The 23,277-nt window shown below is 67.6% G+C and carries 26 protein-coding genes, 1 tRNA gene, 2 pseudogenes and 1 riboswitch; of the genes and pseudogenes, 11 read left to right on the forward strand and 18 right to left on the reverse strand.

The annotated features are described in order from the left end of the window. Positions 1-149: 149 nt before the first annotated feature. From mgtE to ASD38_RS14995, 3 genes and pseudogenes are all read right to left on the reverse strand, one after another. Entirely contained in the window at positions 150-1,604 is a 1,455-nt protein-coding gene (gene mgtE, locus ASD38_RS14985; RefSeq protein ID WP_056461022.1) for a magnesium transporter, read from the reverse strand. A 143-nt stretch (positions 1,605-1,747) separates the two neighbouring features. Then, positions 1,748-1,832 (reverse strand) — tRNA-Leu (locus ASD38_RS14990). A 78-nt stretch (positions 1,833-1,910) separates the two neighbouring features. Next, positions 1,911-2,184 (reverse strand): annotated as a pseudogene (locus ASD38_RS14995) (FliM/FliN family flagellar motor switch protein). Between the two features lie 47 nt (positions 2,185-2,231). Between ASD38_RS14995 and lipB the strand changes: the two are divergent. Continuing rightward, the gene (gene lipB, locus ASD38_RS15000) at positions 2,232-2,957 is read left to right on the forward strand and encodes a lipoyl(octanoyl) transferase LipB (protein WP_056461025.1); all 726 of its coding nucleotides are present in this window, start codon (positions 2,232-2,234) and stop codon (positions 2,955-2,957) included. Here lipB and ASD38_RS23965 read toward each other — a convergent pair. The 4 genes and pseudogenes from ASD38_RS23965 to ASD38_RS15015 form a co-directional block, all read right to left on the reverse strand. Then, positions 2,954-3,074 (reverse strand): annotated as a pseudogene (locus tag ASD38_RS23965) (hypothetical protein); the annotation flags it as partial. The gene lipB and the pseudogene ASD38_RS23965 sit on opposite strands and share 4 nt — an antisense overlap. After that, positions 3,073-3,477 carry a DUF805 domain-containing protein gene (locus tag ASD38_RS15005; protein ID WP_056445050.1) on the reverse strand — a complete coding sequence of 135 codons (405 nt, stop codon included), beginning with the start codon at positions 3,475-3,477 and terminating at the stop codon, positions 3,073-3,075. The gene ASD38_RS15005 and the pseudogene ASD38_RS23965, both read right to left, overlap by 2 nt. A gap of 77 nt (positions 3,478-3,554) precedes the next feature. Then, positions 3,555-4,019, reverse strand: a complete 465-nt coding sequence (locus ASD38_RS15010; RefSeq protein WP_056461028.1) for a DUF805 domain-containing protein — start codon at positions 4,017-4,019, stop codon at positions 3,555-3,557. A gap of 40 nt (positions 4,020-4,059) precedes the next feature. Further along, complete coding sequence (locus ASD38_RS15015; protein ID WP_056461031.1) at positions 4,060-6,057, reverse strand: acetyl-CoA carboxylase biotin carboxylase subunit; 1,998 nt, start codon at positions 6,055-6,057, stop codon at positions 4,060-4,062. A 215-nt stretch (positions 6,058-6,272) separates the two neighbouring features. Between ASD38_RS15015 and ASD38_RS15020 the strand changes: the two genes are divergently transcribed. Continuing rightward, on the forward strand, positions 6,273-6,785 hold the full coding sequence (locus ASD38_RS15020) for a GlcG/HbpS family heme-binding protein (RefSeq protein WP_056445059.1): 513 nt from the start codon (positions 6,273-6,275) through the stop codon (positions 6,783-6,785). Positions 6,786-6,841: 56 nt separating this feature from the next. On the opposite strand, the gene ASD38_RS15025 is transcribed toward ASD38_RS15020, so the two are convergent. After that, positions 6,842-7,411 carry a DJ-1/PfpI family protein gene (locus tag ASD38_RS15025; RefSeq protein ID WP_056461034.1) on the reverse strand — a complete coding sequence of 190 codons (570 nt, stop codon included), beginning with the start codon at positions 7,409-7,411 and terminating at the stop codon, positions 6,842-6,844. A gap of 122 nt (positions 7,412-7,533) precedes the next feature. Between ASD38_RS15025 and msrB the strand changes: the two genes are divergently transcribed. Further along, positions 7,534-8,019, forward strand: coding sequence for a peptide-methionine (R)-S-oxide reductase MsrB (gene msrB / locus ASD38_RS15030; RefSeq protein WP_056461037.1), 486 nt, complete (start codon positions 7,534-7,536; stop codon positions 8,017-8,019). A 119-nt stretch (positions 8,020-8,138) separates the two neighbouring features. Here the strand turns inward: msrB and ASD38_RS15035 are convergent, their stop codons facing one another. The 3 genes from ASD38_RS15035 to ASD38_RS15045 form a co-directional block, all read right to left on the reverse strand. Next, the gene (locus ASD38_RS15035) at positions 8,139-9,062 is read right to left on the reverse strand and encodes a hypothetical protein (RefSeq protein ID WP_056461039.1); all 924 of its coding nucleotides are present in this window, start codon (positions 9,060-9,062) and stop codon (positions 8,139-8,141) included. 72 nt (positions 9,063-9,134) lie between these two features. Continuing rightward, positions 9,135-9,554 (reverse strand): hypothetical protein, encoded by a 420-nt coding sequence (locus ASD38_RS15040; RefSeq protein ID WP_056445070.1) that lies wholly within the window; start codon positions 9,552-9,554, stop codon positions 9,135-9,137. A 103-nt stretch (positions 9,555-9,657) separates the two neighbouring features. Then, positions 9,658-10,044, reverse strand: coding sequence for a hypothetical protein (locus tag ASD38_RS15045; RefSeq protein ID WP_056445073.1), 387 nt, complete (start codon positions 10,042-10,044; stop codon positions 9,658-9,660). Positions 10,045-10,145: 101 nt separating this feature from the next. On the opposite strand from ASD38_RS15045, the gene ASD38_RS15050 reads away from it, so the two are divergent. Further along, positions 10,146-10,976 (forward strand): tetratricopeptide repeat protein, encoded by an 831-nt coding sequence (locus tag ASD38_RS15050; RefSeq protein ID WP_056461042.1) that lies wholly within the window; start codon positions 10,146-10,148, stop codon positions 10,974-10,976. Between the two features lie 358 nt (positions 10,977-11,334). Further along, a complete protein-coding gene (locus tag ASD38_RS15055) occupies positions 11,335-11,673 on the forward strand; it encodes a Shedu anti-phage system protein SduA domain-containing protein (protein WP_082560758.1) in 339 nt (112 codons plus the stop codon). 109 nt (positions 11,674-11,782) lie between these two features. On the opposite strand, the gene ASD38_RS15060 is transcribed toward ASD38_RS15055, so the two are convergent. Next, entirely contained in the window at positions 11,783-12,562 is a 780-nt protein-coding gene (locus tag ASD38_RS15060; RefSeq protein WP_056461047.1) for a DUF2461 domain-containing protein, read from the reverse strand. A 159-nt stretch (positions 12,563-12,721) separates the two neighbouring features. Between ASD38_RS15060 and ASD38_RS15065 the strand changes: the two genes are divergently transcribed. Continuing rightward, positions 12,722-13,075, forward strand: coding sequence for a nuclear transport factor 2 family protein (locus tag ASD38_RS15065; RefSeq protein WP_056461050.1), 354 nt, complete (start codon positions 12,722-12,724; stop codon positions 13,073-13,075). A gap of 198 nt (positions 13,076-13,273) precedes the next feature. On the opposite strand, the gene ASD38_RS15070 is transcribed toward ASD38_RS15065, so the two are convergent. Further along, on the reverse strand, positions 13,274-13,621 hold the full coding sequence (locus ASD38_RS15070) for a DUF1428 domain-containing protein (RefSeq protein ID WP_056461053.1): 348 nt from the start codon (positions 13,619-13,621) through the stop codon (positions 13,274-13,276). 225 nt (positions 13,622-13,846) lie between these two features. On the opposite strand from ASD38_RS15070, the gene ASD38_RS15075 reads away from it, so the two are divergent. Then, entirely contained in the window at positions 13,847-14,800 is a 954-nt protein-coding gene (locus ASD38_RS15075) for a ceramidase domain-containing protein (protein ID WP_056461056.1), read from the forward strand. 224 nt (positions 14,801-15,024) lie between these two features. Beyond that, positions 15,025-16,032, forward strand: a complete 1,008-nt coding sequence (locus tag ASD38_RS15080; RefSeq protein ID WP_162250255.1) for a ceramidase domain-containing protein — start codon at positions 15,025-15,027, stop codon at positions 16,030-16,032. A 39-nt stretch (positions 16,033-16,071) separates the two neighbouring features. Here the strand turns inward: ASD38_RS15080 and ASD38_RS15085 are convergent, their stop codons facing one another. Continuing rightward, positions 16,072-16,587: a hypothetical protein gene (locus tag ASD38_RS15085; protein ID WP_056445089.1), complete on the reverse strand. Its 516-nt coding sequence runs from the start codon at positions 16,585-16,587 to the stop codon at positions 16,072-16,074. A 2-nt stretch (positions 16,588-16,589) separates the two neighbouring features. Next, positions 16,590-18,428 carry a phosphomethylpyrimidine synthase ThiC gene (gene thiC, locus ASD38_RS15090; RefSeq protein ID WP_056461060.1) on the reverse strand — a complete coding sequence of 613 codons (1,839 nt, stop codon included), beginning with the start codon at positions 18,426-18,428 and terminating at the stop codon, positions 16,590-16,592. A gap of 72 nt (positions 18,429-18,500) precedes the next feature. Next, positions 18,501-18,607, reverse strand: a riboswitch (TPP riboswitch). Between the two features lie 105 nt (positions 18,608-18,712). Here thiC and ASD38_RS15095 point away from each other — a divergent pair. After that, a complete protein-coding gene (locus ASD38_RS15095) occupies positions 18,713-19,258 on the forward strand; it encodes a RidA family protein (protein ID WP_056445095.1) in 546 nt (181 codons plus the stop codon). A gap of 148 nt (positions 19,259-19,406) precedes the next feature. Here the strand turns inward: ASD38_RS15095 and ypfJ are convergent, their stop codons facing one another. From ypfJ to ASD38_RS15110, 3 genes are read right to left on the reverse strand one after another with little or no spacing between them, the layout of a single operon-like run. After that, complete coding sequence (gene ypfJ / locus ASD38_RS15100) at positions 19,407-20,255, reverse strand: KPN_02809 family neutral zinc metallopeptidase (RefSeq protein ID WP_056461063.1); 849 nt, start codon at positions 20,253-20,255, stop codon at positions 19,407-19,409. Between the two features lie 45 nt (positions 20,256-20,300). Beyond that, a complete protein-coding gene (locus ASD38_RS15105; protein WP_056461066.1) occupies positions 20,301-20,687 on the reverse strand; it encodes a hypothetical protein in 387 nt (128 codons plus the stop codon). A 54-nt stretch (positions 20,688-20,741) separates the two neighbouring features. After that, entirely contained in the window at positions 20,742-21,299 is a 558-nt protein-coding gene (locus ASD38_RS15110; protein WP_056445104.1) for a tetratricopeptide repeat protein, read from the reverse strand. A 168-nt stretch (positions 21,300-21,467) separates the two neighbouring features. Here ASD38_RS15110 and ASD38_RS15115 point away from each other — a divergent pair, with 168 nt between their 5' ends. Next, complete coding sequence (locus ASD38_RS15115; protein ID WP_056461069.1) at positions 21,468-22,472, forward strand: D-cysteine desulfhydrase; 1,005 nt, start codon at positions 21,468-21,470, stop codon at positions 22,470-22,472. 132 nt (positions 22,473-22,604) lie between these two features. Further along, positions 22,605-23,273, forward strand: a complete 669-nt coding sequence (locus tag ASD38_RS15120; protein WP_056461488.1) for an aspartate/glutamate racemase family protein — start codon at positions 22,605-22,607, stop codon at positions 23,271-23,273. Positions 23,274-23,277: the final 4 nt, after the last annotated feature.

Genomic DNA, 23,277 nt, shown 5'->3' on the forward strand with positions numbered 1-23,277 from the left:
AGACAGACGCGGATGCGTTCGGGGTGCTCCGCGCAAGATGGGCGCCGTTCTGGCGGCCCGAAGGGGCTCATCGCCCCTTTTGTTGTTCTGAACGCCGCGCGTGGCGGATTCGAGCCGCGCCGTCCAGAGCCACGGCCTATTCTACGCCCTTAGTGCAACAATAGGGCCGCGATCAGCAGCACGGCGAAGAAGCCGGTGAAGTCGGTCAGGAAGGTCACGAAGATCGACGAGGACACCGCCGGGTCTCGTCCCATCTTGGCCAGGGCCAGCGGCGCCAGTATGCCGCCGACCGCCGCGGTGAAGATGTTGGTGATCAGCGCCAGGCCCACGATGATCGCCAGCTTGCCGTGGTGGTCGGCCGGGCCGAAGAACAGATAGGTCGCCCCGCCCATGACCAGGGCCAGGGTGCAGCCGTTGACGATGCCCACCGACAGCTCGCGCAGGATGATCCGGCGGGCGTTGGCGGTGGTCAGTTCCTTGCTGGCCAAGGCGCGCACGGCCACGGCCAGGGTCTGGGTGCCGGCGTTGCCGCCCAGGGACGAGACGATCGGCATCAGGATGGCCAGGGCCACCAGCTGGGCGATCTCGCCCTGGAACACGGCCACGCCGCTGACGGCGATGGTGGCGGTGACCAGGTTCAGCAGCAGCCACGGCAGGCGCGCCTTGACGATGTCGACGACATTGGCGTCGCGGCCGGCGTCGCTCACCCCGGCCAGGGCCAGGATGTCTTCTTCCGCTTCCTCGCGGATGACGCCGACGATGTCGTCGACGGTGATCTGGCCCACCAGCCGGCCGCCGGCCTCGACGACGGGGGCGCTGATCAGGTGGTACTTGTCGAAGATGTAGGCGACCTCCTCCTGGTCCATGTCGACGGTGATCTCGGTCACCGGCTCCATGATCTCAGCCAGGGGCGTGTCGCGCTTGTTGGTCAGCAGCTGGCTGATCGGCAGGGCGCCGACCGGCGTGAACGACGGATCGACCACATAGACGTCGAAGAACAGCTCCGGCAGGTTCGCGCCGGACTCACGGACGTGGTCGATGGTCTGGCCGACGGTCCAGAACTGCGGCGCGGCCAGGAACTCGCGCTGCATCAGGCGGCCGGCCGTCTCGTCCTCATAGGCCAGGGTGGTCTCGATCGCCGCGCGGTCGCCCTCGTCCATGGCGGCCAGCACCTGGGCGCGCTTGCCCTCGTCCAGATCGTCGATGACGTCGGCGGCGTCGTCGGAGTCCAGCTCCTCGAGCGCCTTGGCCAGGGTGTGCGAGGGCGTCGCCTCCAGCACTTCCTCGCGCAGGTTGTCGTCCAGCTCGGCGATGATCTCGCCCAGCCATTCCGGATCCAGGACCGGGATCACCTCTTCACGGTAGCCGGCCGACAGGAAGCCCATCAGGTCGGCGACGTCGGCGGGCTCCAGGGCGTGGACCAGCTCGCGCAGGCGGGCGGTGTCGCCGCGGTCGGCCGCGTCGATGACCATCTCGACGTATTCGGGATTGAGCGCGTAGTCGTCGCCGAGGGCGAGGTCTTCCAGATCCTCGGGCGTCTCGGGCTCGGGAATGACCAGGTTATGGCGCGGATCGTCTGTCAGGTCGGTTGTTTCCCGGGACATTGGGACCTCCTGAACTCTGAGACGTGCGTCCTGCGCGTGACCTGAAGCTGCGAAGGGCCAAGCCCTCCCCGCAAAATGGTTAGAGCGCCCCTGGCGAGTCGGAAACCGATTTCGCCAGGCGCGCTCTAAGCCGTTGTCTCACCTGGTGCGGTCGAGAAGACTCGAACTTCCACGGGTTGCCCCACAGCGACCTCAACGCTGCGCGTCTACCAATTCCGCCACGACCGCTCGTGGTGAGGCGCGGCAGGTAGCAAACTGAGTTTGATTTGGAAAGAGCGGAGTTCGCGGATCGCGAACAAAGCGCCTTTAGGACCCGCCGGCCATGTAATCGTAGACGTCGGCGGCGCGGGTCACCTGGATGGCAATGCGGTCGTCGCTGATCTGGATCTCGCCCCGGGCGATGGGGTGGTTGTTGGCCAGGATCCAGACCTCGTCGTTGGTCTTGGCGTCCAGCGGGATCACCGCGCCGCGGCCCATGCGCAGCAGCTGCTGCATCGGCAGGATCGACCGTCCCAGAAGAACGGAGATCTCGACATTGACGGCGTTGACCTGGCTCACGAAGTAAGTCCCTGGATTTCACTCGCGACCGCTTCGGCCGCGCGTCACCCGATGCAAGACTAGGGCCGTATGCTTGATCGCGCGTTAAACCTTGAAAATAAGGCGCTTCCGCTGCTGGGAGCGCCCGACGGCGCGCCGGCGGGGTGGGCGGTTTCGACCGGGTGCGTGCCCTACCCGGCAGCCGTTGCCGCCATGGAGGCTCGCGCGGCCGCCATCGCCGACGGAACGGCGGGCGAGCTGGTCTGGCTGCTGGAGCATCCGCCGCTCTATACCGCCGGCGTTTCGTCCAAGCCCGCCGACCTGATCGCCCCCGACCGCTTCCCGGTGTTCGAGAGCGGCCGCGGCGGCCAGTTCACCTATCACGGCCCCGGCCAGCGGGTGGTTTATGTGATGCTGGACCTGACCAAGCGCGGCCGCGACGTGCGGGCCTTCGTCGCGGCGCTGGAGACCTGGATCATCGAGGCCCTGGCCGCCTTCAACGTCACCGGCGAGATGCGCGAGGGCCGGGTCGGCGTGTGGGTCGAGCGCAAGGGGCCCGGCTGGTCGCGCGAGGACAAGATCGCCGCCATCGGCGTCAAGCTGCGCCGCTGGGTCAGCTTCCACGGGATCAGCCTGAACGTCGAACCCGACCTGGAGCACTTCTCGGGCATCGTGCCTTGCGGCCAGACCGAGCACGGGGTCACCAGCCTGGTCGACCTGGGCCTGCCGGTGACGATGGACGAGGCGGACGAGGCGCTGCGCGCGGCCTTCCAGCGGGTCTTCGGGCCTGTGGAAGCCGAGGCGCCGCCTGTCTAGCGCCCCGCGTCCTTTGAGGCCCGCTGCGCGGGCGCCTCAGGATGAGGAGCGCTTCTACTGAATACCTCATCCTGAGGTGCGAGCCCTTGGGCGAGCCTCGAAGGACGCACGGCGTTCAGACCGCCGAAACCGGCTTCAGCGGATTGGGGCCGTAGCGGTTGGCGCCCTGCTCGCCCGGCATCACGCCCAACTCGATGATCGCCCAGAAGACGACGGCGCCGAACAGGAAGTCGAGGACGTGCATGGGCGTCGGCCAGACGGCGACCAGGGACAGCAGGATCAGCGCCGCCCACCAGCCCGAGCGGCCGCGATCGTGCAGCCGCTTGGACAGCAGGCAGGTCGCGAAGAACAGCAGCGGCGGATAGACCAGCCAGCCGGTCAGCAGGTGGATGGTCATCCCCGTCGCCTCATAGAGGACGGCGAAGATGAACAGCGCCGCCGAGGCGATCAGGAACGGGCCGCGCGCCAGCCGGCCCGAGGCCGACAGGAACAGGTCCCACCATTCCGCGCGATCGTTCATTCAGCCAGGCCCCAGCGACTCCGATAGGCAGAACCTAGGCCGGGCCGGGTTCGAGCGGAAGGGCCTCGACCAAGGTCCTAGGCGAAGACTTCTTCCAGCCGGTCCGGGGTGTCCCCGCCGACGCCCTTGGGCGATTTGCCGTAGCGGTTTGGCCCTTGGGTGCCGTCCATGAAGCCGAACTCGATCAGGAACCACAGACCGATGATGATGAGGACCACACCCAGTCCGATCTTGATCGGACCAAGGTTCTCGCCGGGAAACACCTCTAGGATGTTGGAGGCGACCGACGGCGTCCAGTACACCAGCGTCAGCCATCCTGACTTGTTTCGATCGTGGATGCGCTTGACCATCATTGCCAGCGACGGCCAGATGAAGACGAGCGGGATCAGGCCGATCCAGGGGCTTTCGGCGTTCAGGCCAAACCCGACGATCAACGGCACGAACAGCACGATAACCATGCCAATGACCAGGAAGCTGAACAACCAATAGTCGCGCCGACGCAGCCGGCCCTGGAACGAGAAAAGCTTCTGCAGCACGGTCACGACGAATCCTCCCCAGGCGACCCCGAGCCAAACAAGACGTCTAGGCGAACTCGACCAGCACTTCGTCGGCGGCCACCGGGTCGCCGCCCTTGGCGTTGACCGCCTTGACCACCCCGTCGCGCTCGGCGCGGATGATGTTCTGCATCTTCATGGCCTCGAGCACGCAGACCACCTCGCCCTCGCGGACCTGCTGGCCCTGGACCACGTCCATGCTGACCACCAGGCCCGGCATCGGCGACAGCACCAGCTTGGAGGTGTCGGCGGCCTGCTTCTCGGGCAGCTTGTCGTGCAGTTCGGCCGAGCGGGGGCTCAGGACCAGCACCTTGGCCTTGGCGGCGCGGTGGCGGATCGTGAAGCCCTCGGCGGCGGGCGTCACCTGCACGGTGAACGGCTTGCCGTCCAGCCTGCCCAGGAACACCGGCTTGCCCGGACGCCAGTCGACGGTCTCGAGATGGAAGGCGCGGCCCTCGTCGGGCAGTTCGATGGACAGGTGCTGGGCCTCGCCCGACAGCTTGACCCGCCGCTTGGCGTGGCCGACGGCGACGATCCATTCGGTGCGCACCGGATTGCTGAGCCCCGCGTCGGTCGAGCGGGCCCGCGCGGCGTAGACCCGCTGCATGGCCGCGCCAACGGCGGTCAGCACGTCGATCTGCTCGGGCGTGGGATCGACGCCTTTGAAGCCGTCGGCGAATTCGTCCTTGATGTAGTTGGTCGAGATCTTGCCCGAGCGGAACCGCGCCTGGTCCATCACGGCGGCCAGGAACGGGATGTTCTGGCCCAGGCCCTCGATGTGGAAGTCCTCCAGCGCCCGGCCCATGCCGTCGATCGCCTCGAGGCGCGTGGGCGCCCAGGTGCACAGCTTGGAGATCATCGGGTCGTAGTACATCGAGATCTCGTCGCCTTCGCGGACGCCGGCGTCGTTGCGGACGGTGTAGCCCTCATGCTGTCCCTCCTCCGGAGGGGCGTAGCGGACCAGACGCCCGATCGACGGCAGGAACTTGCGGTAGGGGTCCTCGGCGTAGATCCGGCTCTCGATGGCCCAGCCGTTGATCTTCAGGTCCTTCTGCGCGAAGGCCAGCTTCTCGCCCCAGGCGCTGCGGATCATCTGCTCGACCAGGTCCAGGCCGGTGATCAGCTCGGTGACCGGATGCTCGACCTGCAGGCGGGTGTTCATCTCCAGGAAGTAGAAGCTCTTGTCCTGGCCGGCCACGAACTCGACCGTGCCGGCGCTGTCGTATCTTACTGCCTGAGCAAGGGCCACGGCCTGAGCGCCCATGGCGTTGCGGGTGGCCTCGTCGAGCAGCGGGCTCGGCGCCTCCTCGATGACCTTCTGGTTGCGGCGCTGGATCGAGCATTCGCGCTCGAACAGGTGGACGACGTTGCCGTGCTTGTCGCCCAGCACCTGGATCTCGATGTGGCGTGGGCTCTCGATGAACTTCTCGATGAAGATCCGGTCGTCGCCGAAGCTGGCCTTGGCCTCGGCGCGCACGGCCGGGAAGCCCTCCTCGACGTCCTGGCGGTTCCAGGCCACGCGGATGCCCTTGCCGCCGCCGCCGGCGCTGGCCTTGATCATGACCGGATAGCCGACCTGCTCGGAAATGGTCACCGCGTGGGCGGTGTCGGCGATCTCGCCGATATGGCCGGGCACGCACGAGACGCCGGCCTTCTCGGCGAACTTCTTGCTCTCGATCTTGTCGCCCATGGCCGAGATGGCGCCCGGGTTGGGACCGATGAACACCACGCCCTCGTCGGCGCAGCGCTGGGCGAAGCCGGCGTTCTCGGACAGAAAGCCGAAGCCCGGGTGAACGGCCTCGGCGCCGGTCGACTTGCAGGCGGCGATGATCTTGTCGGCGACCAGGTAGGACTGGTTGGCGGGGGCGGGACCGATGTGCACGGTCTCGTCGGCCATCTCCACGGCCAGGCTGTCGGCGTCGGCGTCGGAATAGACGACCACGGTCTTGATGCCCAGGCGGCGGCAGGTCTTGATCACGCGCACCGCGATTTCGCCCCGGTTGGCAATCAGCAGCTTCTTGAACATCCGGCCGTTCCCTACGCTTTTGTCGTTGTCTCTTTGGACAGGCACTAGCAGGCCGCCAGAGGTTTGCAACGGCGCCGCAGCGTGACATTGTCCATGACACCGGTTTCCAATGGGGACCGCAACCACGAGAAACGTTCAGCGCTCAGGGTTTTTCACGCATTAGCGAAATAACGCCTGGGTTCGGCCTGATCGCACGACCTGAGAGGAAACCGCCCATGCTTCGTCCCGCCTTCGCGCTGCTGACCCTCGCCGCCGCCTTGGCCGGCGGCCCCGCCCTGGCTCAGACCGCGCCCGCGCCCGCCGCCGCGCCGCACGCGCCGCCGCCGGCCCCGCCCTACGGCCGCCCGATCACCCTGGCCGAGGCCCGGACGGCCGCCGCCGCCGCCGAGGCCGAGGCCCGCAAGCAGGGCTGGTCGATGGTCATCGTCGTGGTCGAGCCCAGCGGGGCCCTGGTGCTGAGCGAGAAGATGGACGGCGCCCAGTACGGCTCCAACGACGTGGCCCGCCGCAAGGCCGAGACCAGCGCCAACTTCCGCCGGCCGACCGCCTACTTCCAGGAAGCGGTGAAGGGTGGCACGCTCAATTCCATCTTCACCGGCGCCCTGGCCATCGACGGCGGCGAGCTGCTGATCGTCGACGGCAAGATCGCCGGCGCCATCGGCGTCTCGGGTGGCTCGGGCGTCCAGGACGGCCAGGTGGCGCGGGTGGCGGCGGCGGCTCTGAAATAGGATCTCGCGATTGGGGACATGCCCGTGGGCCTGTCCCCGACCGAGCCCGCCGGACTTCAATCCGCGAACTCCCGGGCGAACATCGCCACGTAGTCGTCGTGCTTGCCCTCGGGCGCGACAAGCCGGGCGATGGCGGCGCTGAAGGTCACCGGGGCCGAGCCGGCGGCCGTGACCAGCTTGCCGTCGGTCACCGCCTTGGGCGTGTCGACATAGCGCTCGGCCCCCGCATAGTCCGGCGCGACCTTGGCCAGCCAGGCGTGGTCGTTGGAGGTGTGGGCCTTGCCCGCCAGCAGGCCGGCCCGGGCGGCGGCCACCGTGCCGGCGCAGATCGCCCCGATGACCTTGCCGTCGGCCTGGGCCTGGCGCAGCAGGCTGAACAGCGCCTTGTCGTCGTAGTCGATCCAGGCGTCGGAGCCGATCAGCAGGAAGACCTCGGCGTCGGCCAGGACCGGGTCGGCGAACTTGTAATCCGCCGCCGCCAGCACGCCGCCCATCGAGGTCTGGGGCTCGCCGTCCGGCGTGGCGATCTCGATCTGGACGCCATAATAGCCGCGCAGGGCGGCCAGCACCTGGCCGGCCTCCCAGTCGGCCCAGCCCGGTTGCAGGAAAGCGACGGCGATGGTCATGGCGGGGTCCTTTCAGCGGCTGCGAAAACGAACGCGGCGGCCGATCTTATGCTCCGCCCGGCCTTGGTTTGTCAGCAGGCCGCCCCTATCGGTGAAAGGTCCGAGCCCCTAGATTGCAGGCCATGACCGACACAGCCCCCCTCCTCTCCGCCACCGGCTTCGACCTGACTCCGCCGACCGAGCCCGAGCGCCAGCGCCTCGAGGCCGACCTGACCGCCGAGGAGGCCCGCGTCCTGCTGCATCACGGCACCGAGGCCCCGTTCTGCGGCGGCCTGCTGGGCGAGAAGAGCCCCGGCGTCTATTGCTGCCGCGAGTGCGGCCTGCCCTTGTTCGAATACCGGACCAAGTTCGAGAGCGGCACCGGTTGGCCCAGCTTCTACGCCCCGTTCGACGAGGCGCACGTCAAGGAGGTGCGCGACACCTCCTACGGCATGCTGCGCATCGAGACCCTGTGCGCCCGCTGCGACAGCCACCAGGGCCACGTCTTCCCGGACGGCCCGGCCCCGACGCGGCTGCGCTACTGCATCAATTCGGTGTCGCTGCGGTTCGTGAAGGCCGGCGATCCCCTGCCCGACCCGTTGCATCGCGGCGACAAGATCAAGTCCTAGGTCGAATCGACATTCGGCCCAGGAAGCGAAAACCTCGGCCACGCACCAGACGTGGATATCGATAGGCCCGGGAAGACGCCGCCCACCCCGGCCGGCGACCGGGATGGGCGGAAACGGGTTCACGCCTTCGCCGACGCCTTGGCCGAAGCGCCCAGCCCATTGGTGATCGCCTGGGCGTAGTCGGACGGCAGCGGCGCGCCCTGCCCCTCCGAGGCCTCGGTCGCCCAGATGCCGCCGCTGTTCCACAGGAAGCCGCCGGTGATCCCGGTGCCGGCCAGGCCCGCGAAGGTCTGCTCGAGCGAGGCCGGATCGCCCCCGTCGGCCCCGATCACCGCATAGCCAGGGACGATGAAGGCGTAGGCGTCGGCCACGCCGGTGTCGGGCGTGTTCTGCACCGCCCGCGCCCAGTCGGTCGGAGAATTGCCGCTTCCGCCGGCGTAGCACTGCAGGTTCATCAATCTGACGATCTGCTGCTGGTTGTTCTGCTGGTAGACCGCGGTCAGGCAGCCGGTCCAGAAGTCGCTCGCCGTGTACGGACAATAGGTGGCGAACAGCCCCAGCGAACCGACGTCCAGCGTCAGGGCGACGATCATCGACTGGTCGGCGCTGGTGTAGCCGTCCTGGGATTCGTAGTCGAAATCCACGCCCGTCACCCCGAAGGTCGACTGCAGGACCCCCAGATTGGTCTTGACCTGATCGCGGGCCGCCAGCCAGGCGCTGAAGTCGCTGGTGGTGCCCCAGGCGCCGACCGAGACCAGCAGGTCCTTCACGCTGCCGCCGGTCATCAGGCTGGTGATCAATCGCGGGAAGTCGGGATTGACCCCGCTCTTCCCGTCGGTCGCGTATTGGATCTGGCCGTCGCTGACGAACAGGGTGTCGTTCAGATAGAGGTCGCCGCCGGCGTGGATGTGGATCGACCACAGGATGACGGTGGTGATCCCCGCGTTCAGCTGCTCGACCTGAACATCGTAGGCGATCGGGGGATTTGGATAGCCATCCTGGAACAGGCCATTGCCGTAGATGGCGATGGGATAGGCGGACATGGGAAAGCCTCCGGCTCGGAATGAGCGGCGGGAGGTTAGCGCGAGAAATACACTCCAAGATGTATTTTTAGATCACTCTCGCGTTACGACGTTTCCACCCTCGGTGACCATCGACGTGCTGTAGGTCAGGTAGCCGCGCTCGACCATACGCCGCATGGCTTCGTAGACGGCGGCCAGCTCCTCGTAGGCGGTGCGCAGGGTGGCCAGTCGCGCCGTCTGCTCGGCCGTGGTCACCGCCCCGCCCTCGGTCATGGTCACGGCCTCGGCCACCCAGCGGGCCCGGGCCACGGCGGCGGCCACCGCCAGGCGCTGAAACTTGCCGGAGTCGCTCTTGCCGATCACCTGGGCGATCACGGCGGTGTTGGAGGCGAAGGCCGTGTAGTCGATCTGCTCCAGCTGGCCGCGCAGGCGGCGCTGGGTCTGGGGATCGGTGTCCTGCGGCTCGAAATGGTCGTGGCCGCGGCGAAAATTGGAGGTCACGGTCGAGGACATGACGGTCTTCCCTGGTCTCCGCCCTGTTGGCGGGTTGTGGAAAACTCTGCGCTCGCCGTCTTAACGGCCGATTGAGAAGCGTCAGCGACGCGAATGGGGGCGATCAGTCCGCCGTGAAGATCCCCTGCAGGCCCACGAGCATGGCGATCGCCCCGAACACCGCCAGCACCAGGCCCGGTCCCCGCGCCCCGCTGGCCGGCAGGTCGCGATGAGCCAGCCGCCCCGCTCGCAGGCGATCCCATAGCAGCAGCACCCCGACCGCGATGCCGACGAGCTCGAAATGGAAGACGCGCGGGCCGCTGATCAGGTGGATGACCAGGAAATAGCCGCCGCAGATCAGGGCGACGACGCCGACGATCCAGCGGAAGCGGCTCAATCGCTCGGCGAACCGCGCCAGGTCGTCGCCGGCGCGGGGGATCAGCGCCAGCAGGCCGATGGCCAACAGGAAACCGCCGAGGATATTGGAGAGGTCGAGGATCAGGGCGAGCATGGCTGTGGAATGCGAAAACGCCGCCGCGCGTTCCCCCGTGCCAGGCTTGCATTATTACAGACGTACTCTAGTGTCGCGACAAGCTTGGCTGGAGACAACCCGTGCGCCTGCCCACCTTCAAGGCGATTATCGCCGCCGCCCTGCTGTCCTCCACCGCCCTTCCAGCTCACGCCATGGCCCAGGCCGCCGCTTTGCCGCCGGCCGTGGACCAGAAGGCGTTCAAGAAGCAGGAGGCCAAGGATCGAAAGGTGGTCGAGAAAGCCCTGCGGGTGACCTCCTTCGCCGAGTTGGAGCCGATGGTCGCGGATCTTCAGAAGGTGGTCGCCAACGCGCCGGCCCGATGGCCGGTGGTCGATCACCAGCCGGGTCTGACGACGATCCGCGTCAACGACCCGACCGCGGCCCTGGGGGCCATGCTGGTCGCGGCGGCGGCCTCCGCCGAAGGCAAGGCGGGGCCCGGAGACAACAGGGCGGTCGCCGAGTTCAACACCTACGGCACCGCCGCCTTCTTGCTCGGCACCCTGGCGGTCGAGCATCGCCGGCCCGAGGAAGCCCTGGTCTGGCTGGACCGCGGCCTGGCCTTCCAACCCGACAACCTGATGCTGGTCACCGAGAAGGCCTCCGCCCTGATCCTGCAGCACCGCTTCGCCGAAGCCCTGGCCTTCTACGACGCCCTGCCGCCGGCCGACCTCCTGGCCGACATGGCCAACCCCGACGGCGAGGCGCGGGTGCAGCGCAGCCGCGGCTTCTGCCTGACCGAGCTCAACCGCTTGGACGAGGCCGAGGCCGCCTACCTGAAATCGCTGGAGCTGGAGCCCGACCACGGCGGGGCCAAGGCCGAACTGGCCTATATCCGCAAGCTCAAGGCGGGCGGCGCCAAGCAGGGCGTGGACGTCTATACGGGCGACAAGGCCAAGGCGCGCAAGGACTAGCGCGCTTCTCGCGCCGAACCGGTCTGGGCGCAGGCGCCTTCCTCACGGAAAAAAGGATGGGCTGCCATTTGGCGTCCCGCCCTCCTTCATATTCCGCCGCGACGGCGAGGCCGCGCCTTAAAACCTTGATGGCGAGCCTGCTCTGTCGTCTGGCCGTGTCAATGACGGCCCGAAGGGCCGCCGCAGGGCGGCCGGCCGGAGGCCGGTCATTGACACGGCCAGACGACAGAGCTCCGATCCACCAAGGCTTTAAGGCGTTGCCGCATCCGGGGCGGATGCGGGCTTGCGCCAAGCGGACGTTCCGAACGTCAGCTGAGGGTGGGGAGCAGAAGTTAGGCGCTCTGGATGTGAGCATGACCTGGGCAGCAGCTACCGCCCTGGCTGTTACGGCGTGAGTAGCGAGGTGTCCAACGCGGTCACGCAGGTGCAGAAGACCACCTTCGATTTTACCCGACGCCGCTTCCGTGACGTGTTGAAGGATGCTGCTGGAAACGACACGGCCGAATTGGCCTATGCGGTTGAGCCACGCAGCTTCCTCGTGGTTGGAAACTCGGCTGAGCTTTCAGGCAACGACGACAAGATCGCTTGCTTCGAGCTGTATCGGAGGAACGTGCGCTCGCCGGAAATCCTGACGTTTGACGAGCTACTCTTTCGAGCGCGCTTCATCGTGCAGAACCTCGGCGGTCAGACCAAATGAGGCCGGATGGGAAGGGGACCTTCCTTATCCGCTGATAGCCACCGCTGGCGAGTCCGCAACGGGTCGAAAAGCCGCACTCGGCATCGCGACCACCCCCGGACACAAGCCCCTACCCCAGCGCCTTCCACCCGAACACCAGCAGCGGCCGGGCGTCGGCCACGAAGTCGGCGATGATGTCCGCCAGACCCGCCCCGCCGATCTCGGCCCCGGTCAGCGGACGCCGCACCAGCCAACGCGTGCGCTTCAGCGCGGCCTCCAGCGGGCCGCCGGCCTGGTCCTCGAAACCCTTCGGCATGCGCTTGGTCGGCTCGCCCGGCTCCAGCGGCAGGCCCTTGGCGGTCAGCGCCTTCTCGACCGCCGCCCAGCCCTTGGGATCGGCGACAATGGCCCGACGGAAGGCGTCGATGTGCGGGCGCTCCGACAAATAGAACCCCGCCGCCGCGAACGGCCCGCTCCCGGCATAGCCGGTCTCGGCCGCCTGGGCCGACGGCAGGGTCGAGGGGTCCAGCGGGTCGATGGTCTCTGGGTCGAAGGCCGGCGCCGGCCCGCCCTCGGGCTCGATGTGCACATAGACCAGGCCCGGCGACAGCTTCTGGCCGTCCCGGGTCAGCGTGGCCGAGACGTGGGTCTTGTAGGGCCGCTTGTCCTTGGAGAACCGCACGTCGCGATGGATGCGGAACACGCTCTTCTTGGGATCCCCCGCCAGCGGCAGGTCACGGGCCGCGAACGCGCCGTTCAGGGCGTCGATCAGGGCCGACAGGGTCGGCTTCAGGCGCTCGTCATAGACGGCGCGGTGGGCGGTGAACCACTCGCGGTCGTTGTGGGCGGCCAGGCCGGTCAGGAAGGCCAGGTCGGCGGCGGCGAAGCCGGGAAAGGCGGAGCGAGTCATGGCGCGAGGCTAGACCAGAAACGCCTCGGCTGTCCCTGCTGACACCCGCTGTCAGCAACACGCGCCGTCGCGAACATATAGAGAACAAACCGTCTTGCGCCTGTCGCTTTCAAGGTCGATGGTCCGGCCCGGAAAGCCCCCCAATCCAGGAGCATCACCATGACCGTTCAAGAGATCGCCGCCGACCTCGTCGCCCTGTGCCAGGCCGGCAAGTTCGACGAGGCCGGCGAAAAATACTGGGCCGACGACGTGGTCAGCATCGAGGCCGCGTCGGGCGACATGGCCCGCGTCACCGGCAAGGCCGCCGCGCGCGGCAAGGGCGAATGGTGGGCCGCCAACCACGAGGTCCACGACTCCGAGGTCACCGGCCCGTTCGTCAACGGCGACCAGTTCGTGGTCGGCTTCAAGATGACGCTGACGCCCAAGGCCACCGGCGAGCGCACCACCATGGACGAGGTCGGCCTCTACACCATCCGCGACGGCAAGATCGCCGAAGAGCGGTTCTTCTATTGAACGAGCCGGGGTGAAACCCTCTCCCGGAGGGGAGAGGGAGGGGCCCGCGCCGCCAGGCGTGGGAGGGTGAGGGGTTACACCCTCACCGCTCCTTCTCGAATGCCCGACCGGCACGCCGGCTGGCTCAGAACCCCCTCACCCTCCCAAGCTTCGCTTGGGTCCCTCCCTCTCCCCATGGGAGAGGGTGCGAGAAGACCCTCACACCTCCAGGAACGGCGCGAACCCGCCGAAGATCATGCGCTTGCCGTCGAAGGGCATGTCCTCCTGCTTCAAGCGCGGATCGGCCATGACCTTGGCCATGATTTCGTCGCGCGAAGCCTTGTCCTTGTAGACGATCCACGAGAACACCACGGTCTCGTCGTCGGTGGCCTGGACCGCTCGGGGGAACGAGGTGACCTCGCCATAGGGCACGTCGTCGGCCAGGCATTCGACGTAGGAAACCGCGCCGTATTCCATCCAGACCTCGCTGCCAAGCTTGGCCATCGCCTTGTAGGCGTCGATCTTGGCCTTGGGGACCGCGATCACGAAACCGTCGACATAGGACATGACGTCCTCCTTGGGTTGTTGCTGCTCCTAGAACGAACGACCGCGCCGATTTCCGACAGGGCGCCGAGACCGCGGCGTCAAAATGAACGCCGAACCGGCCGAATTCGGCGTCTTCGACCAAATCCGTTGCACTTAGACGAGATCGTGAGACCCTTCACAACCCGGCGACGCATCGCGCGCCGACAAGGATCCGGGCTTCAGGCCCGATGGACGGGAGGACTTGCGATGGGCTCGGCCAAGGGATTTGTCGCCTGGGGCGTGTGTCTGGTCGTGCTGATGGTCCCGTTCCTGATCTTCGTCAGCGTCGGCTGGCCCGCCAATCCCGACGACTGCACCAACATCGTCAACCACGTGCAGGTGGTCCCCCTGGTCGACGGGGTTCCCGATGTCGACCATCCCGACAGCTGCTATTGCGAGGCCTTCGATCCCGCCCAGGTCGACACGGGCGCCGCGGGCATCCGCCAGCCGGTCAACACGCTCAGCAATCTCTACGCGATCGCCTCGTCGCTGGTGCTGGTGTTCCTGATCCGCCGCGACCGGGAGTCCGGCGTCATCAAGAACGTCTTCTACTACACCGAAAGCTGGGTGCCCGAGGTCTGGGTGTTCGCGGTGATGTTCCTCGGGCTGGGCAGCATGTGGTTCCACGCCTCGCTGTCCGGCACGGTCAGCTGGTTCGACAGCATGTCGATGTACGTCTTCGCGGCCTTCCTGCCAGTCTACACCGTGCGGAGACGCTTCAATATCGGGGTGTTCTTCTACTGCGCCTACGCGGTGCTGGTGATCGTGTTCACCATGGTCGGGCGGATCCTGCACAAGGTCGACCTGATCTCGATGAAGCTGATCGCCACCCTGATCGGCGTCTATTTCCTGACCGAGATCGGCGTGAAGATCGTCGACATGGTCAAGCTGGGCGGTCCCTCGCCCTGGTGGGACCGGGTCAAGGCCGGCTGGGAGGACGGCTGGGTCAAGCGCGCCCTGCTCTACTGGGGCATTGGCGTGGCCTGTTTCGGCTTCGCCACCATGTTCCAGATCCTGTCCCAGACCGGCGGCCCGATGTGCTGGAAGGACAGCTGGTTCCAGCCGCACGGCCTGCTGTGGCACACCCTGGCGGGGGCCATGGCCGTGATGGTGTACCTCTACTGGCGCGAACTGCCCGACGAGGACGTCCGGGTGAGCTGATCGCCCGGGCCGGCGGCGCCGTGGGGCGTGGGGCGTGGTCGGCCAGGACCCAGCCTGGCCGATTTTCAGGTCGGATGCGCCGGCCGAGCGCCGGTTTTCGCCGCTCGCGGAGTGCGAAACGGCCAAGCTGTTGCATTCAGACGCGAACATGCAAAGCTAAACAACTTTACGACGACTCACCGTCCGGCGAGCGACGGCCCAACCCACGAACCCAAGAGGTTTCAATGGCGCCCGTTCGAGGATTCGTCGTGTGGGGCGTCGGGATGTTCGTCGTCCTGATCCCGTTCATCCTGTTCGCGTCCTTCGGCTGGCCGGCCCATCCCGATCGCTGCACGAACATCGAAAATCACGTGCAGGTCCCCCAGACCCAGGAGGTCGACGGCGTGAAGTATCCCGCGCCCAAGCATCCGGACAGCTGCTACTGCGAGGCCTTCGATCCCGTCAAAGTCGACACCGGGGCCAACGGCATCCGGCAGCCGGTCAACACCCTGAGCAATCTCTACGCGATCTTCTCGTCGCTGTTCGTGGCGTTCAGGATCTATTACGACCGCAAGAAGGCGCTGGAGTGGACGGTCTCCAAGAACCTCTTCCACGATCCGAAGAGCTGGATACCCGACGTCTACATCTTCGCGACGCTGTTCCTCGGGCTCGGCAGCATGTGGTTCCACGCCTCCCTGTCCGCCACCATCAGTTGGTTCGACGGCATGTCGATGTACGTCTTCTCGGCGTTTCTACCGGCCTATTCGATAAGACGCAGGGTGAACAAGGACTGGTTGTTCTACGTGATGTACTTCGGCGTCGCCGTGACCTGCACGGTGATAAACATATTGGCCGAAAAGTATATGGACGACTCCAGCGGGGTGTCGATGCTGCTTATCGGGCTGATCATCTTCACCTATTTCGTGATCGAACTCGTGCTCAAGATCACGGACGCCCAAAAGGCCGGCGGCTGCAGCCAATGGATCCACAAACTCGCCGAAGGCTGCGCCAGGGGATGGCTGGGCCCCGCGGTTTGGTTCTGGATCGCCGCCCTGGTCAGCTTCGGACTGGCCGTCGTCTTCCAGGTCCGTTCACAGACCGGCGAACCTTGGTGCAATCCCCACAGCTTGTTCCAGCCCCACGGCCTGCTGTGGCACACGCTGTCGGGCCAGATGGCGGTGCTGCTGTATCTCTACTGGCGCAAGCTGCCTGATCAGGAAACGAACGATCCCTTTCAGGGGGCGCGGGCCTAGATCCGGGGACACGCGTGCGAGCACGTCCCCGCCCTGGGCTCAGGGCTGGACGACGTAGCCCGCCGACACCGGCACCCAGAGCAGGGTGTCGTTCATGTCCTGCCGCGCGACGCCGTCCATCGTCACCTCGGCGATCCACCAGTCGCCGCTGCGCCGGTAGGTCGTGCAGACGTCCTTGCCCAGCATCGACGCCATCGACTCCAGCAACTGGGCCCGGATCGGCGCGGCGTTCGCCTCGGGCATGCGGTGGCCGCGCACCGCGATCTGGGCCTTGTCCACGCCCGACAGCGGCCCGCAGACCGCCCCGTCCCGCATCGTCACCGGCGAGACGGTGGTCATCGTCACCAGCGGCGACTCCTGGAGGACCACCTCGGCCTTGTTCAGGATCTTGCCGTCGGCCTCGAAGCTGTAGCCGGCCAGGGCGCGACAGGTCTTGCGGACGGGGTCGGCGCCGTAGCACTGCAGGTCGCCGATCCGGGCCGGGGCCAGCGGATCGGCCACCACGGCCGACGGGGCGGCGGCTTGCACCGCCGCCGCCAGGATCACGCCCAGCATCCCTAGCCTTCCGTCTTCAGATAGATCTCCGAGCCCTGCTCGCGGAACTTGTCGCTCATCTCGGCCATGCCCTGTTCGATCGAGTTGGGCGCCATGCCGGCCGCGAATTCGCGGACTTCCTGGCTGATCTTCATCGAGCAGAACTTGGGACCGCACATCGAGCAGAAGTGCGCGGTCTTGTGCGCCTCCTTGGGCAGGGTCTCGTCGTGGAACGCCCGGGCGGTCTCGGGGTCCAGGCCCAGGTTGAACTGGTCCTCCCAGCGGAACTCGAACCGCGCCCGGCTGATGGCGTCGTCCCACATGGCCGCGCCCGGGTGACCCTTGGCGAGGTCCGCCGCGTGGGCGGCCAGCTTGTAGGTGATCACGCCGGTCTTGACGTCGTCGCGGTCGGGCAGGCCCAGGTGCTCCTTGGGCGTGACGTAGCAGAGCATGGCCGTGCCGAACCAGCCGATCATCGCCGCCCCGATCGCCGAGGTGATGTGGTCGTAGCCAGGGGCGATGTCGGTGGTCAACGGGCCCAAGGTGTAGAAGGGGGCCTCGTGGCAGTGCTTGAGCTGCTCGTCCATGTTGGCCTTGATCTTGTGCATGGCCACGTGGCCCGGCCCTTCGATCATCACCTGCACGCCGTGCTTCCAGGCCACCTTGGTCAGCTCGCCCAGGGTGCGCAGCTCGGCGAACTGGGCCTCGTCGTTGGCGTCGGCGGTCGAGCCCGGACGCAGGCCGTCGCCCAGCGAGAACGACACATCGTAGGCGCGCATGATCTCGCAGATCTCTTCGAACCGCTCGTAGAGGAAGTTCTCCTTGTGGTGCGCCAGGCACCACTTGGCCATGATCGAGCCGCCCCGCGAGACGATGCCCGTCACCCGTTTGGCGGTCAGCGGGATGAACGGCAGGCGCACGCCGGCGTGGATGGTGAAATAATCCACGCCCTGCTCGGCCTGCTCGATCAGGGTGTCGCGGAAGACCTCCCAGTTCAGGTCCTCGGCCACGCCGTTGACCTTCTCCAGCGCCTGGTAGATCGGCACCGTGCCGATCGGCACCGGGCTGTTGCGGATGATCCAGTCGCGGATGTTGTGGATGTTGCGGCCGGTCGACAGGTCCATGACCGTGTCGGCGCCCCAGCGCGTGGCCCAGACCAGCTTGTCGACCTCGTCGGCGACGGTGCTGAGCACCGCGCTATTGCCGATGTTGGCATTGATCTTGACCAGGAAGTTGCGGCCGATCGCCATCGGCTCCAGCTCGCCGTGGTTGATGTTGGCCGGGATGATGGCCCGGCCGCGCGCCACTTCCTGGCGGACGAATTCGGGGGTCACGAAGTCGGGGATCGACGCGCCGAAGTCCTCGCCGTCGCGGATGCACGGGCGGTCCTGCTCGCGGCGCAGGTTTTCGCGGATGGCGACATATTCCATCTCGGCGGTGATGATCCCGGCGCGGGCGTATTCCAGCTGGGTGACCAGCTTGCCCCGGGTGCCCTTGAAGATCGGACGCTTGGCGGTGAATTGCGGGGCCAGGTGCTTGCCCTGGGCGAAGCCGTTGTCCTCGGGCTTGACCTCGCGGGGATTGAGCACCGGCTCGCAATCGCCGCGGGCCACGACCCACGGCTCGCGCACGCGCTGCAGGCCCTGCTCGATGTCGATCTTGGCGTGGGGGTCGGTATAGGGCCCCGAAGGGTCGTAAATGGTGACCGGCGGTTCGTTGGCGCTTGGGTGGACCTCGACCTCGCGGAACGGCACCCGGATGTCGGGGAACAGCGAGCCGGCCTGATAGACCTTGCGCGAACCGGGGCGCTCCCCGGTCGGAATGGCGCCGATGGCGTCTTTGATGGGCAGTTGAACGTTCATTTCGGGCGCTCCTCAGGCGTTAAGGAGACCCGGACGTGTCGCGCTAAGTCGGTGTACGGCTTCGGTTTTTGCGCCTCGACCGCGTTCCCTCCCTTCGCCGGCATGACCCGGATCAGGTTCGACGGGTCAGGGCGTGCGCCCAATCTCAGCCGCGCGAAGCGGCCCCCCGGTGAACGGGGGGACACTAGGCCGACTGACGCACGGGTCAAGCGTTGCAAGGCGTTCACTTGCCAGGCCGCCGGCGCCGCGCGATCAAGCGAACATCGTTTTGCCGGAGCTCCCCCATGATCGCGCCCCGCCTGACCCTGGCCGCCCTGCTGGCCCTGACCGCCGCGCCCGCCTTTACGTCCCAAGCCTTCGCCCAGGACGTCGCCCAGGACGTTGCCAAGAGGATCCCCGCCCCGCACGGCGAGGTGATCATCGCCAACGCCCGCCAGCAGCAGAGCTACGACGCCATCCACTACGCGCCGGCCCGGCGGGCCGGCGACACGCTCTACATCTCCGGCGTGATCGTCGGACGGGCCGACGACGAGGGCACGGACGCCGAGGCCTTCAAGGCCCAGGTGCGTCGGGCGTTCCAGGCGATCGAGGCCACGCTGAAGGCCTCGGGCGCCGGCTTCGAGGACGTGGTGATGATCAACAGCTTCCACGTCTGGGAAGGTCCGGACCAGCCCGCCCCGCGCCGCGAACAGCTGGCGATGTTCAACGCCGTGAAGTCGGAATTCATGAAGGCCCCGCACCCGGCGTGGACGGCGGTGGGCACGACGGGCCTGCTGAACCCGCACGGGATCGTCGAGGTGCAGATGATCGCCAAGGTTCCGGGGAAGTAGTCTGGAACCGATCGACGGCCGGAAACGAAAACCTCGTCCTTCGACAAGCTCAGGATGAGGTTTTCTACTGCCCGGGCCTATAACTTGGTCCTCATCCTGAGCCTGTCGAAGGACGAGGACCACGCACCATGCCTGATGTCGATCAACCCTACAGCGTCGTCGCCGCGAAGGTGTCGCACGCGCCGGGGTCGCCGGCGTCATAGCCCTTGCCGAACCAGCGCATGCGCTGGGCCGAGGTGCCGTGGGTGAAGCTGTCGGGCATGACCCGGCCCTGGGCCTTTTCCTGGATGGCGTCATCGCCGACCGCCGAGGCCGCGCCCAGGCCGTCCTCGATGTCGGCGCGGCTGATCTGGATGCCGCCGCCCGAAGCCTCCGGCGCGTGGCGGGCCCAGACGCCGGCGTAGCAATCGGCCTGCAGCTCCAGCCGCACCGAGCCGCTTTGCGCGCCCCGCGCGCCCAGCCGCCGGGCCTCGTCCGAAGCGCCGGTCAGGCTCTGGATGTGGTGACCGATCTCGTGGCTGATCACATAGGCCCGGGCGAACTCGCCCTTGGCCCCGAACCGGGTCTCCAGTTCGGTCCAGAAGCTGGTGTCCAGATAGACCTTGTTGTCGGCCGGGCAATAGAACGGCCCCATGGCCGACTGGCCCGTGCCGCAGCCGGTGCCGGTGGCCTGGGTGTAGAGCACCACCGCCGCGGGCGGCCGGTAATTGACGTCGTGCTTGGCCAACAGCGGGCCCCAGACATCGGTGTTGGAGGTCTCGATCACGTCGATGAACTGGCCTTCGCGGTCGCTGACCTGGCCGCGCACGCCCTCCTGGACCGCGGGCTGCCCCGCGCCGTTGACGGCGTTCATCGTCGCCTCGGGCGGAACGCCAAACACGAAATAGCCGATCACCGCCAGCACCACCGCGCCGATCCCGCCGCCCGCCAGGCCCACCGGCCCCATGCCGCGCCGATCCTCGATATTGCCTTCACGGCGTCCGCCACCCCATTCCATGCGATCGGTCTCCTGGTGTTGCTGCCTGATAATTTCTTGGGGGCGTCAGGACGCCGGCTTGATGGCCCGCAGCCGGGCGTTGCCGGCGGCCAGGGCCGCATCGGTCAGCCGATCCATCCGCGCCATGTCGTCGGCCATGTCCTCGGCGCTGGCGCCGCGTGGCGGGGACGGCGGCAGCGACGGCCGAAGGGTCGGCTGGGTCGGCGGCCTCGCGGCCTCGTCCAGCGCTCGCAGGGTCAGCTGGGTGGCGTAGCGGTTCTGGGCGGCTGACAGCTCGCGCTGGGCCGCCAGGATGTTCTGGCGGTCGATGTCCTGCTGCAGGAGGATCACGTTGCGGTCGCGCACGCCCCTCAGGTCGACCTGGGCGACGGCCGACGCGCCGAGAACCAGGGCCAACCCCGTCGCCGCGATCATCGTCCGAACCGTGCTCATGCCTCGAGGCTCCACATCCAGGGCCCCGGATTCAACGCCTTCACTGCGTCGGGTTCAGGGCCGCTTGACGGTGAAACGCGTCAGTTCGGTTTTGGGGGCATCCCAGGTCGGCGCCAATTCGGCCGCCTTGCTGAAATCCCGATAGGCCGCCGTCACGTCGCCCAGGCCCTCATTGGCCACGGCCCGGTTGTAGTAGGCCTTCTCCGGATCCTTGACGCCCAAGGCCAGCCCCTGGTCGATCTGGCTCAGGCCCTCGCCGTAGCGGCTGGTTCCGACATAGGCCGCGCCGCGGTTGACGAAGGCCTCGCCGAGATTGGGGTCGATCCGCGAGGCGGCGTCGAAGTCGGCGACGGCGCCGTCATAGTCCTGCTGGCGCATCTGCAGGACGCCGCGGTTGACGTAGGTGCGGGCGCGGTCGCGGAAGTTCAGCGTCTCGGTCTCCAGCGCCACGGTGCAGGTGGTCACCGAGGCGCCGTCCTTGCGCCCGTTGATCGCGGCGTCGGCGCAATCCTTGGCCGCGCCGCCGCCGATCACCAGGGTCGATGCGCCCGCCGTCCCGGCGCAGCCCATGGCGGTCACCAAGGCCGCCGCCCAAAGGGTGGTTTTCAACATCCGTCTTCTCCCAACATCCACACGGCCTTCTGACGAGGGCGCGCGGCTGGGAGGCAGTCGCGCGGAGAACGCGCCGGGTCATGCTTTTATGGTCGCCAGCATAGCACAGCGGCGGCCGAGCCTGTAGGGAATCGACCAACGCTGGTTCCCCCGCTGCGAAAGACGTTCATGCATCTGGCCCGCTTCCCCCGCGCCCGTTTCGCCCACCTGCCCACGCCCCTGGAGCCCCTGCCCCGCCTGGGCGCGGAATTGGGCATCGACCTGTGGATCAAGCGCGACGACTGCACCGGCCTGGCCGGCGGCGGCAACAAGACTCGCAAGCTGGAGTTCCTGCTGGGCGAGGCCCTGGCCCAGGGCGCCGACACCCTGGTCACCCAGGGCGCTGTGCAGTCCAACCACGTGCGCCAGACCATCGCGGCCGGCGCGCGCTTCGGCCTGAAAAGCGAGATCATCCTGGAGGAGCGCACCGGCTCCAAGGCCAGCGACTATGTCGGCAACGGCAACGTCCTGCTGGACCGGCTGATGGGCGCGGCGATCCGCTTCGTGCCGGGCGGGACCGACATGGTCGCCGAACTCGAAACCTCGGCCGAGGCCGTGCGCCGGCGCGGCGGCAAGCCCTATGTCATTCCCGGCGGCGGCTCGAACACGGTCGGGGCCCTGGGCTATGTCGACTGCGCCCGCGAGCTGGTGGTGCAGGCCGACGCCATGGACCTGAAGATCGACCGCCTGGTCACCGCCACCGGCAGCGCCGGCACCCATGCCGGCCTGGTGGCGGGCTTCGCCGCGCTCAGCATCGACATCCCGATCCTCGGCTTCGGCGTCCGCGCGCCCAAGGCCAAGCAGGAGGAGAACGTGTTCAACCTGGCGGTCGCCACGGCCGAAACGATCGGCGCGGCCGGGCGGGTGACGCGCGACATGGTGGTGGCCGACTGCGACTATGTCGGCGCGGGCTACGGCCTGGTCGACCAGGGAGTGATCGACGCCCTGACCCTGGCGGCCCGCACCGAGGGCCTGCTGCTGGACCCGGTCTATTCAGGCAAGGCGATGAAGGGTCTGATCGACCAGGCCCGCAAGGGCGCGTTCAAGGCTGAGCGGGTTGTGTTCCTGCACACCGGCGGCGCCCAGGGGCTGTTCGGCTATCAGAGCGAGATCGAGGGGGCGCTGGTCGGCTGACCGCCGGACGCCCCCTCCGTCACGCCGCCTATTGGCGCCGCGCCACCTCCCCCGCTATGCGGGTGAGGTGGCGCGATGCGGATACGCATCGTGACGGAGGGAGCGTCCCGAGTGACGGAGAAGGATCATCTGATGACCAAGACCCTCGGCGTCCTCGGCGGCATGGGCCCGGCCGCCACCCTGGACTTCCTGGCCAAGCTGCAGGCCGCCACGCCGGTCAGCCGCGAGCAGGACCACCTGCGGGTGCTGGTCGACATCAACCCCAAGGTCCCCGACCGCAACAACAGCTATGACGAGGCCGGACCGGTGCTGGCGGAAATGGCCGTGGGCCTGCGCGAGGCCGGGGCCCAGGTGCTGGCCATCGCCTGCAACACGGCCCACGCCTTTGTCGATCAAGTGAAGGCCAGCGGGCTGCCCCTGGTCGATCTGATCGAAACCGCCGGCCTGGCGGCTAAGGCTGACGGCGCCGAGCGCGTGGGCGTGCTGGGCACCGGCGGGGCGCTGGCGCTCTATCGCCGGACCTTCTCGCATCTGGGGATCGAGGCTGTGACCCTGGACGACCACGAGCAGGTCGAGTTCATGGCCCTGCTCTACCGCATCAAGCACGGCGAACTGGGCGCGGAGAGCCGCGAGACCATGGCCGCCCTCGCCCACCGCCTGGTCGGCAAGGGCGCCCAGGTGGTGGTCGCCGGCTGCACCGAGGTTCCGCTGGTGATGGGCGCGGCCGACCTGACCGTGCCGTTCATCGACGCCACCGAGGCCCTGGCCCGGCGATGCGTCGAGGTCTGCACGGCGCCCTGACCGG

The organism is Caulobacter sp. Root487D2Y (assembly GCF_001427165.1).
Lineage (GTDB): Bacteria > Pseudomonadota > Alphaproteobacteria > Caulobacterales > Caulobacteraceae > Caulobacter.

What these genes read in the sequence shown, in the direction of transcription:
- mgtE (WP_056461022.1), bottom strand. Translation starts at nt 1,604, where the DNA reads ATGTCCCGGGAAACAACCGACCTGACAGACGATCCGCGCCATAACCTG.
- lipB (WP_056461025.1), top strand. Translation starts at nt 2,232, where the DNA reads ATGCTTGATCGCGCGTTAAACCTTGAAAATAAGGCGCTTCCGCTGCTG.
- ASD38_RS15005 (WP_056445050.1), bottom strand. Translation starts at nt 3,477, where the DNA reads ATGAACGATCGCGCGGAATGGTGGGACCTGTTCCTGTCGGCCTCGGGC.
- ASD38_RS15015 (WP_056461031.1), bottom strand. Translation starts at nt 6,057, where the DNA reads ATGTTCAAGAAGCTGCTGATTGCCAACCGGGGCGAAATCGCGGTGCGC.
- ASD38_RS15020 (WP_056445059.1), top strand. Translation starts at nt 6,273, where the DNA reads ATGCTTCGTCCCGCCTTCGCGCTGCTGACCCTCGCCGCCGCCTTGGCC.
- ASD38_RS15025 (WP_056461034.1), bottom strand. Translation starts at nt 7,411, where the DNA reads ATGACCATCGCCGTCGCTTTCCTGCAACCGGGCTGGGCCGACTGGGAG.
- msrB (WP_056461037.1), top strand. Translation starts at nt 7,534, where the DNA reads ATGACCGACACAGCCCCCCTCCTCTCCGCCACCGGCTTCGACCTGACT.
- ASD38_RS15035 (WP_056461039.1), bottom strand. Translation starts at nt 9,062, where the DNA reads ATGTCCGCCTATCCCATCGCCATCTACGGCAATGGCCTGTTCCAGGAT.
- ASD38_RS15040 (WP_056445070.1), bottom strand. Translation starts at nt 9,554, where the DNA reads ATGTCCTCGACCGTGACCTCCAATTTTCGCCGCGGCCACGACCATTTC.
- ASD38_RS15045 (WP_056445073.1), bottom strand. Translation starts at nt 10,044, where the DNA reads ATGCTCGCCCTGATCCTCGACCTCTCCAATATCCTCGGCGGTTTCCTG.
- ASD38_RS15060 (WP_056461047.1), bottom strand. Translation starts at nt 12,562, where the DNA reads ATGACTCGCTCCGCCTTTCCCGGCTTCGCCGCCGCCGACCTGGCCTTC.
- ASD38_RS15065 (WP_056461050.1), top strand. Translation starts at nt 12,722, where the DNA reads ATGACCGTTCAAGAGATCGCCGCCGACCTCGTCGCCCTGTGCCAGGCC.
- ASD38_RS15070 (WP_056461053.1), bottom strand. Translation starts at nt 13,621, where the DNA reads ATGTCCTATGTCGACGGTTTCGTGATCGCGGTCCCCAAGGCCAAGATC.
- ASD38_RS15075 (WP_056461056.1), top strand. Translation starts at nt 13,847, where the DNA reads ATGGGCTCGGCCAAGGGATTTGTCGCCTGGGGCGTGTGTCTGGTCGTG.
- ASD38_RS15080 (WP_162250255.1), top strand. Translation starts at nt 15,025, where the DNA reads ATGGCGCCCGTTCGAGGATTCGTCGTGTGGGGCGTCGGGATGTTCGTC.
- ASD38_RS15085 (WP_056445089.1), bottom strand. Translation starts at nt 16,587, where the DNA reads ATGCTGGGCGTGATCCTGGCGGCGGCGGTGCAAGCCGCCGCCCCGTCG.
- thiC (WP_056461060.1), bottom strand. Translation starts at nt 18,428, where the DNA reads ATGAACGTTCAACTGCCCATCAAAGACGCCATCGGCGCCATTCCGACC.
- ASD38_RS15095 (WP_056445095.1), top strand. Translation starts at nt 18,713, where the DNA reads ATGATCGCGCCCCGCCTGACCCTGGCCGCCCTGCTGGCCCTGACCGCC.
- ypfJ (WP_056461063.1), bottom strand. Translation starts at nt 20,255, where the DNA reads ATGGAATGGGGTGGCGGACGCCGTGAAGGCAATATCGAGGATCGGCGC.
- ASD38_RS15105 (WP_056461066.1), bottom strand. Translation starts at nt 20,687, where the DNA reads ATGAGCACGGTTCGGACGATGATCGCGGCGACGGGGTTGGCCCTGGTT.
- ASD38_RS15110 (WP_056445104.1), bottom strand. Translation starts at nt 21,299, where the DNA reads ATGTTGAAAACCACCCTTTGGGCGGCGGCCTTGGTGACCGCCATGGGC.
- ASD38_RS15115 (WP_056461069.1), top strand. Translation starts at nt 21,468, where the DNA reads ATGCATCTGGCCCGCTTCCCCCGCGCCCGTTTCGCCCACCTGCCCACG.
- ASD38_RS15120 (WP_056461488.1), top strand. Translation starts at nt 22,605, where the DNA reads ATGACCAAGACCCTCGGCGTCCTCGGCGGCATGGGCCCGGCCGCCACC.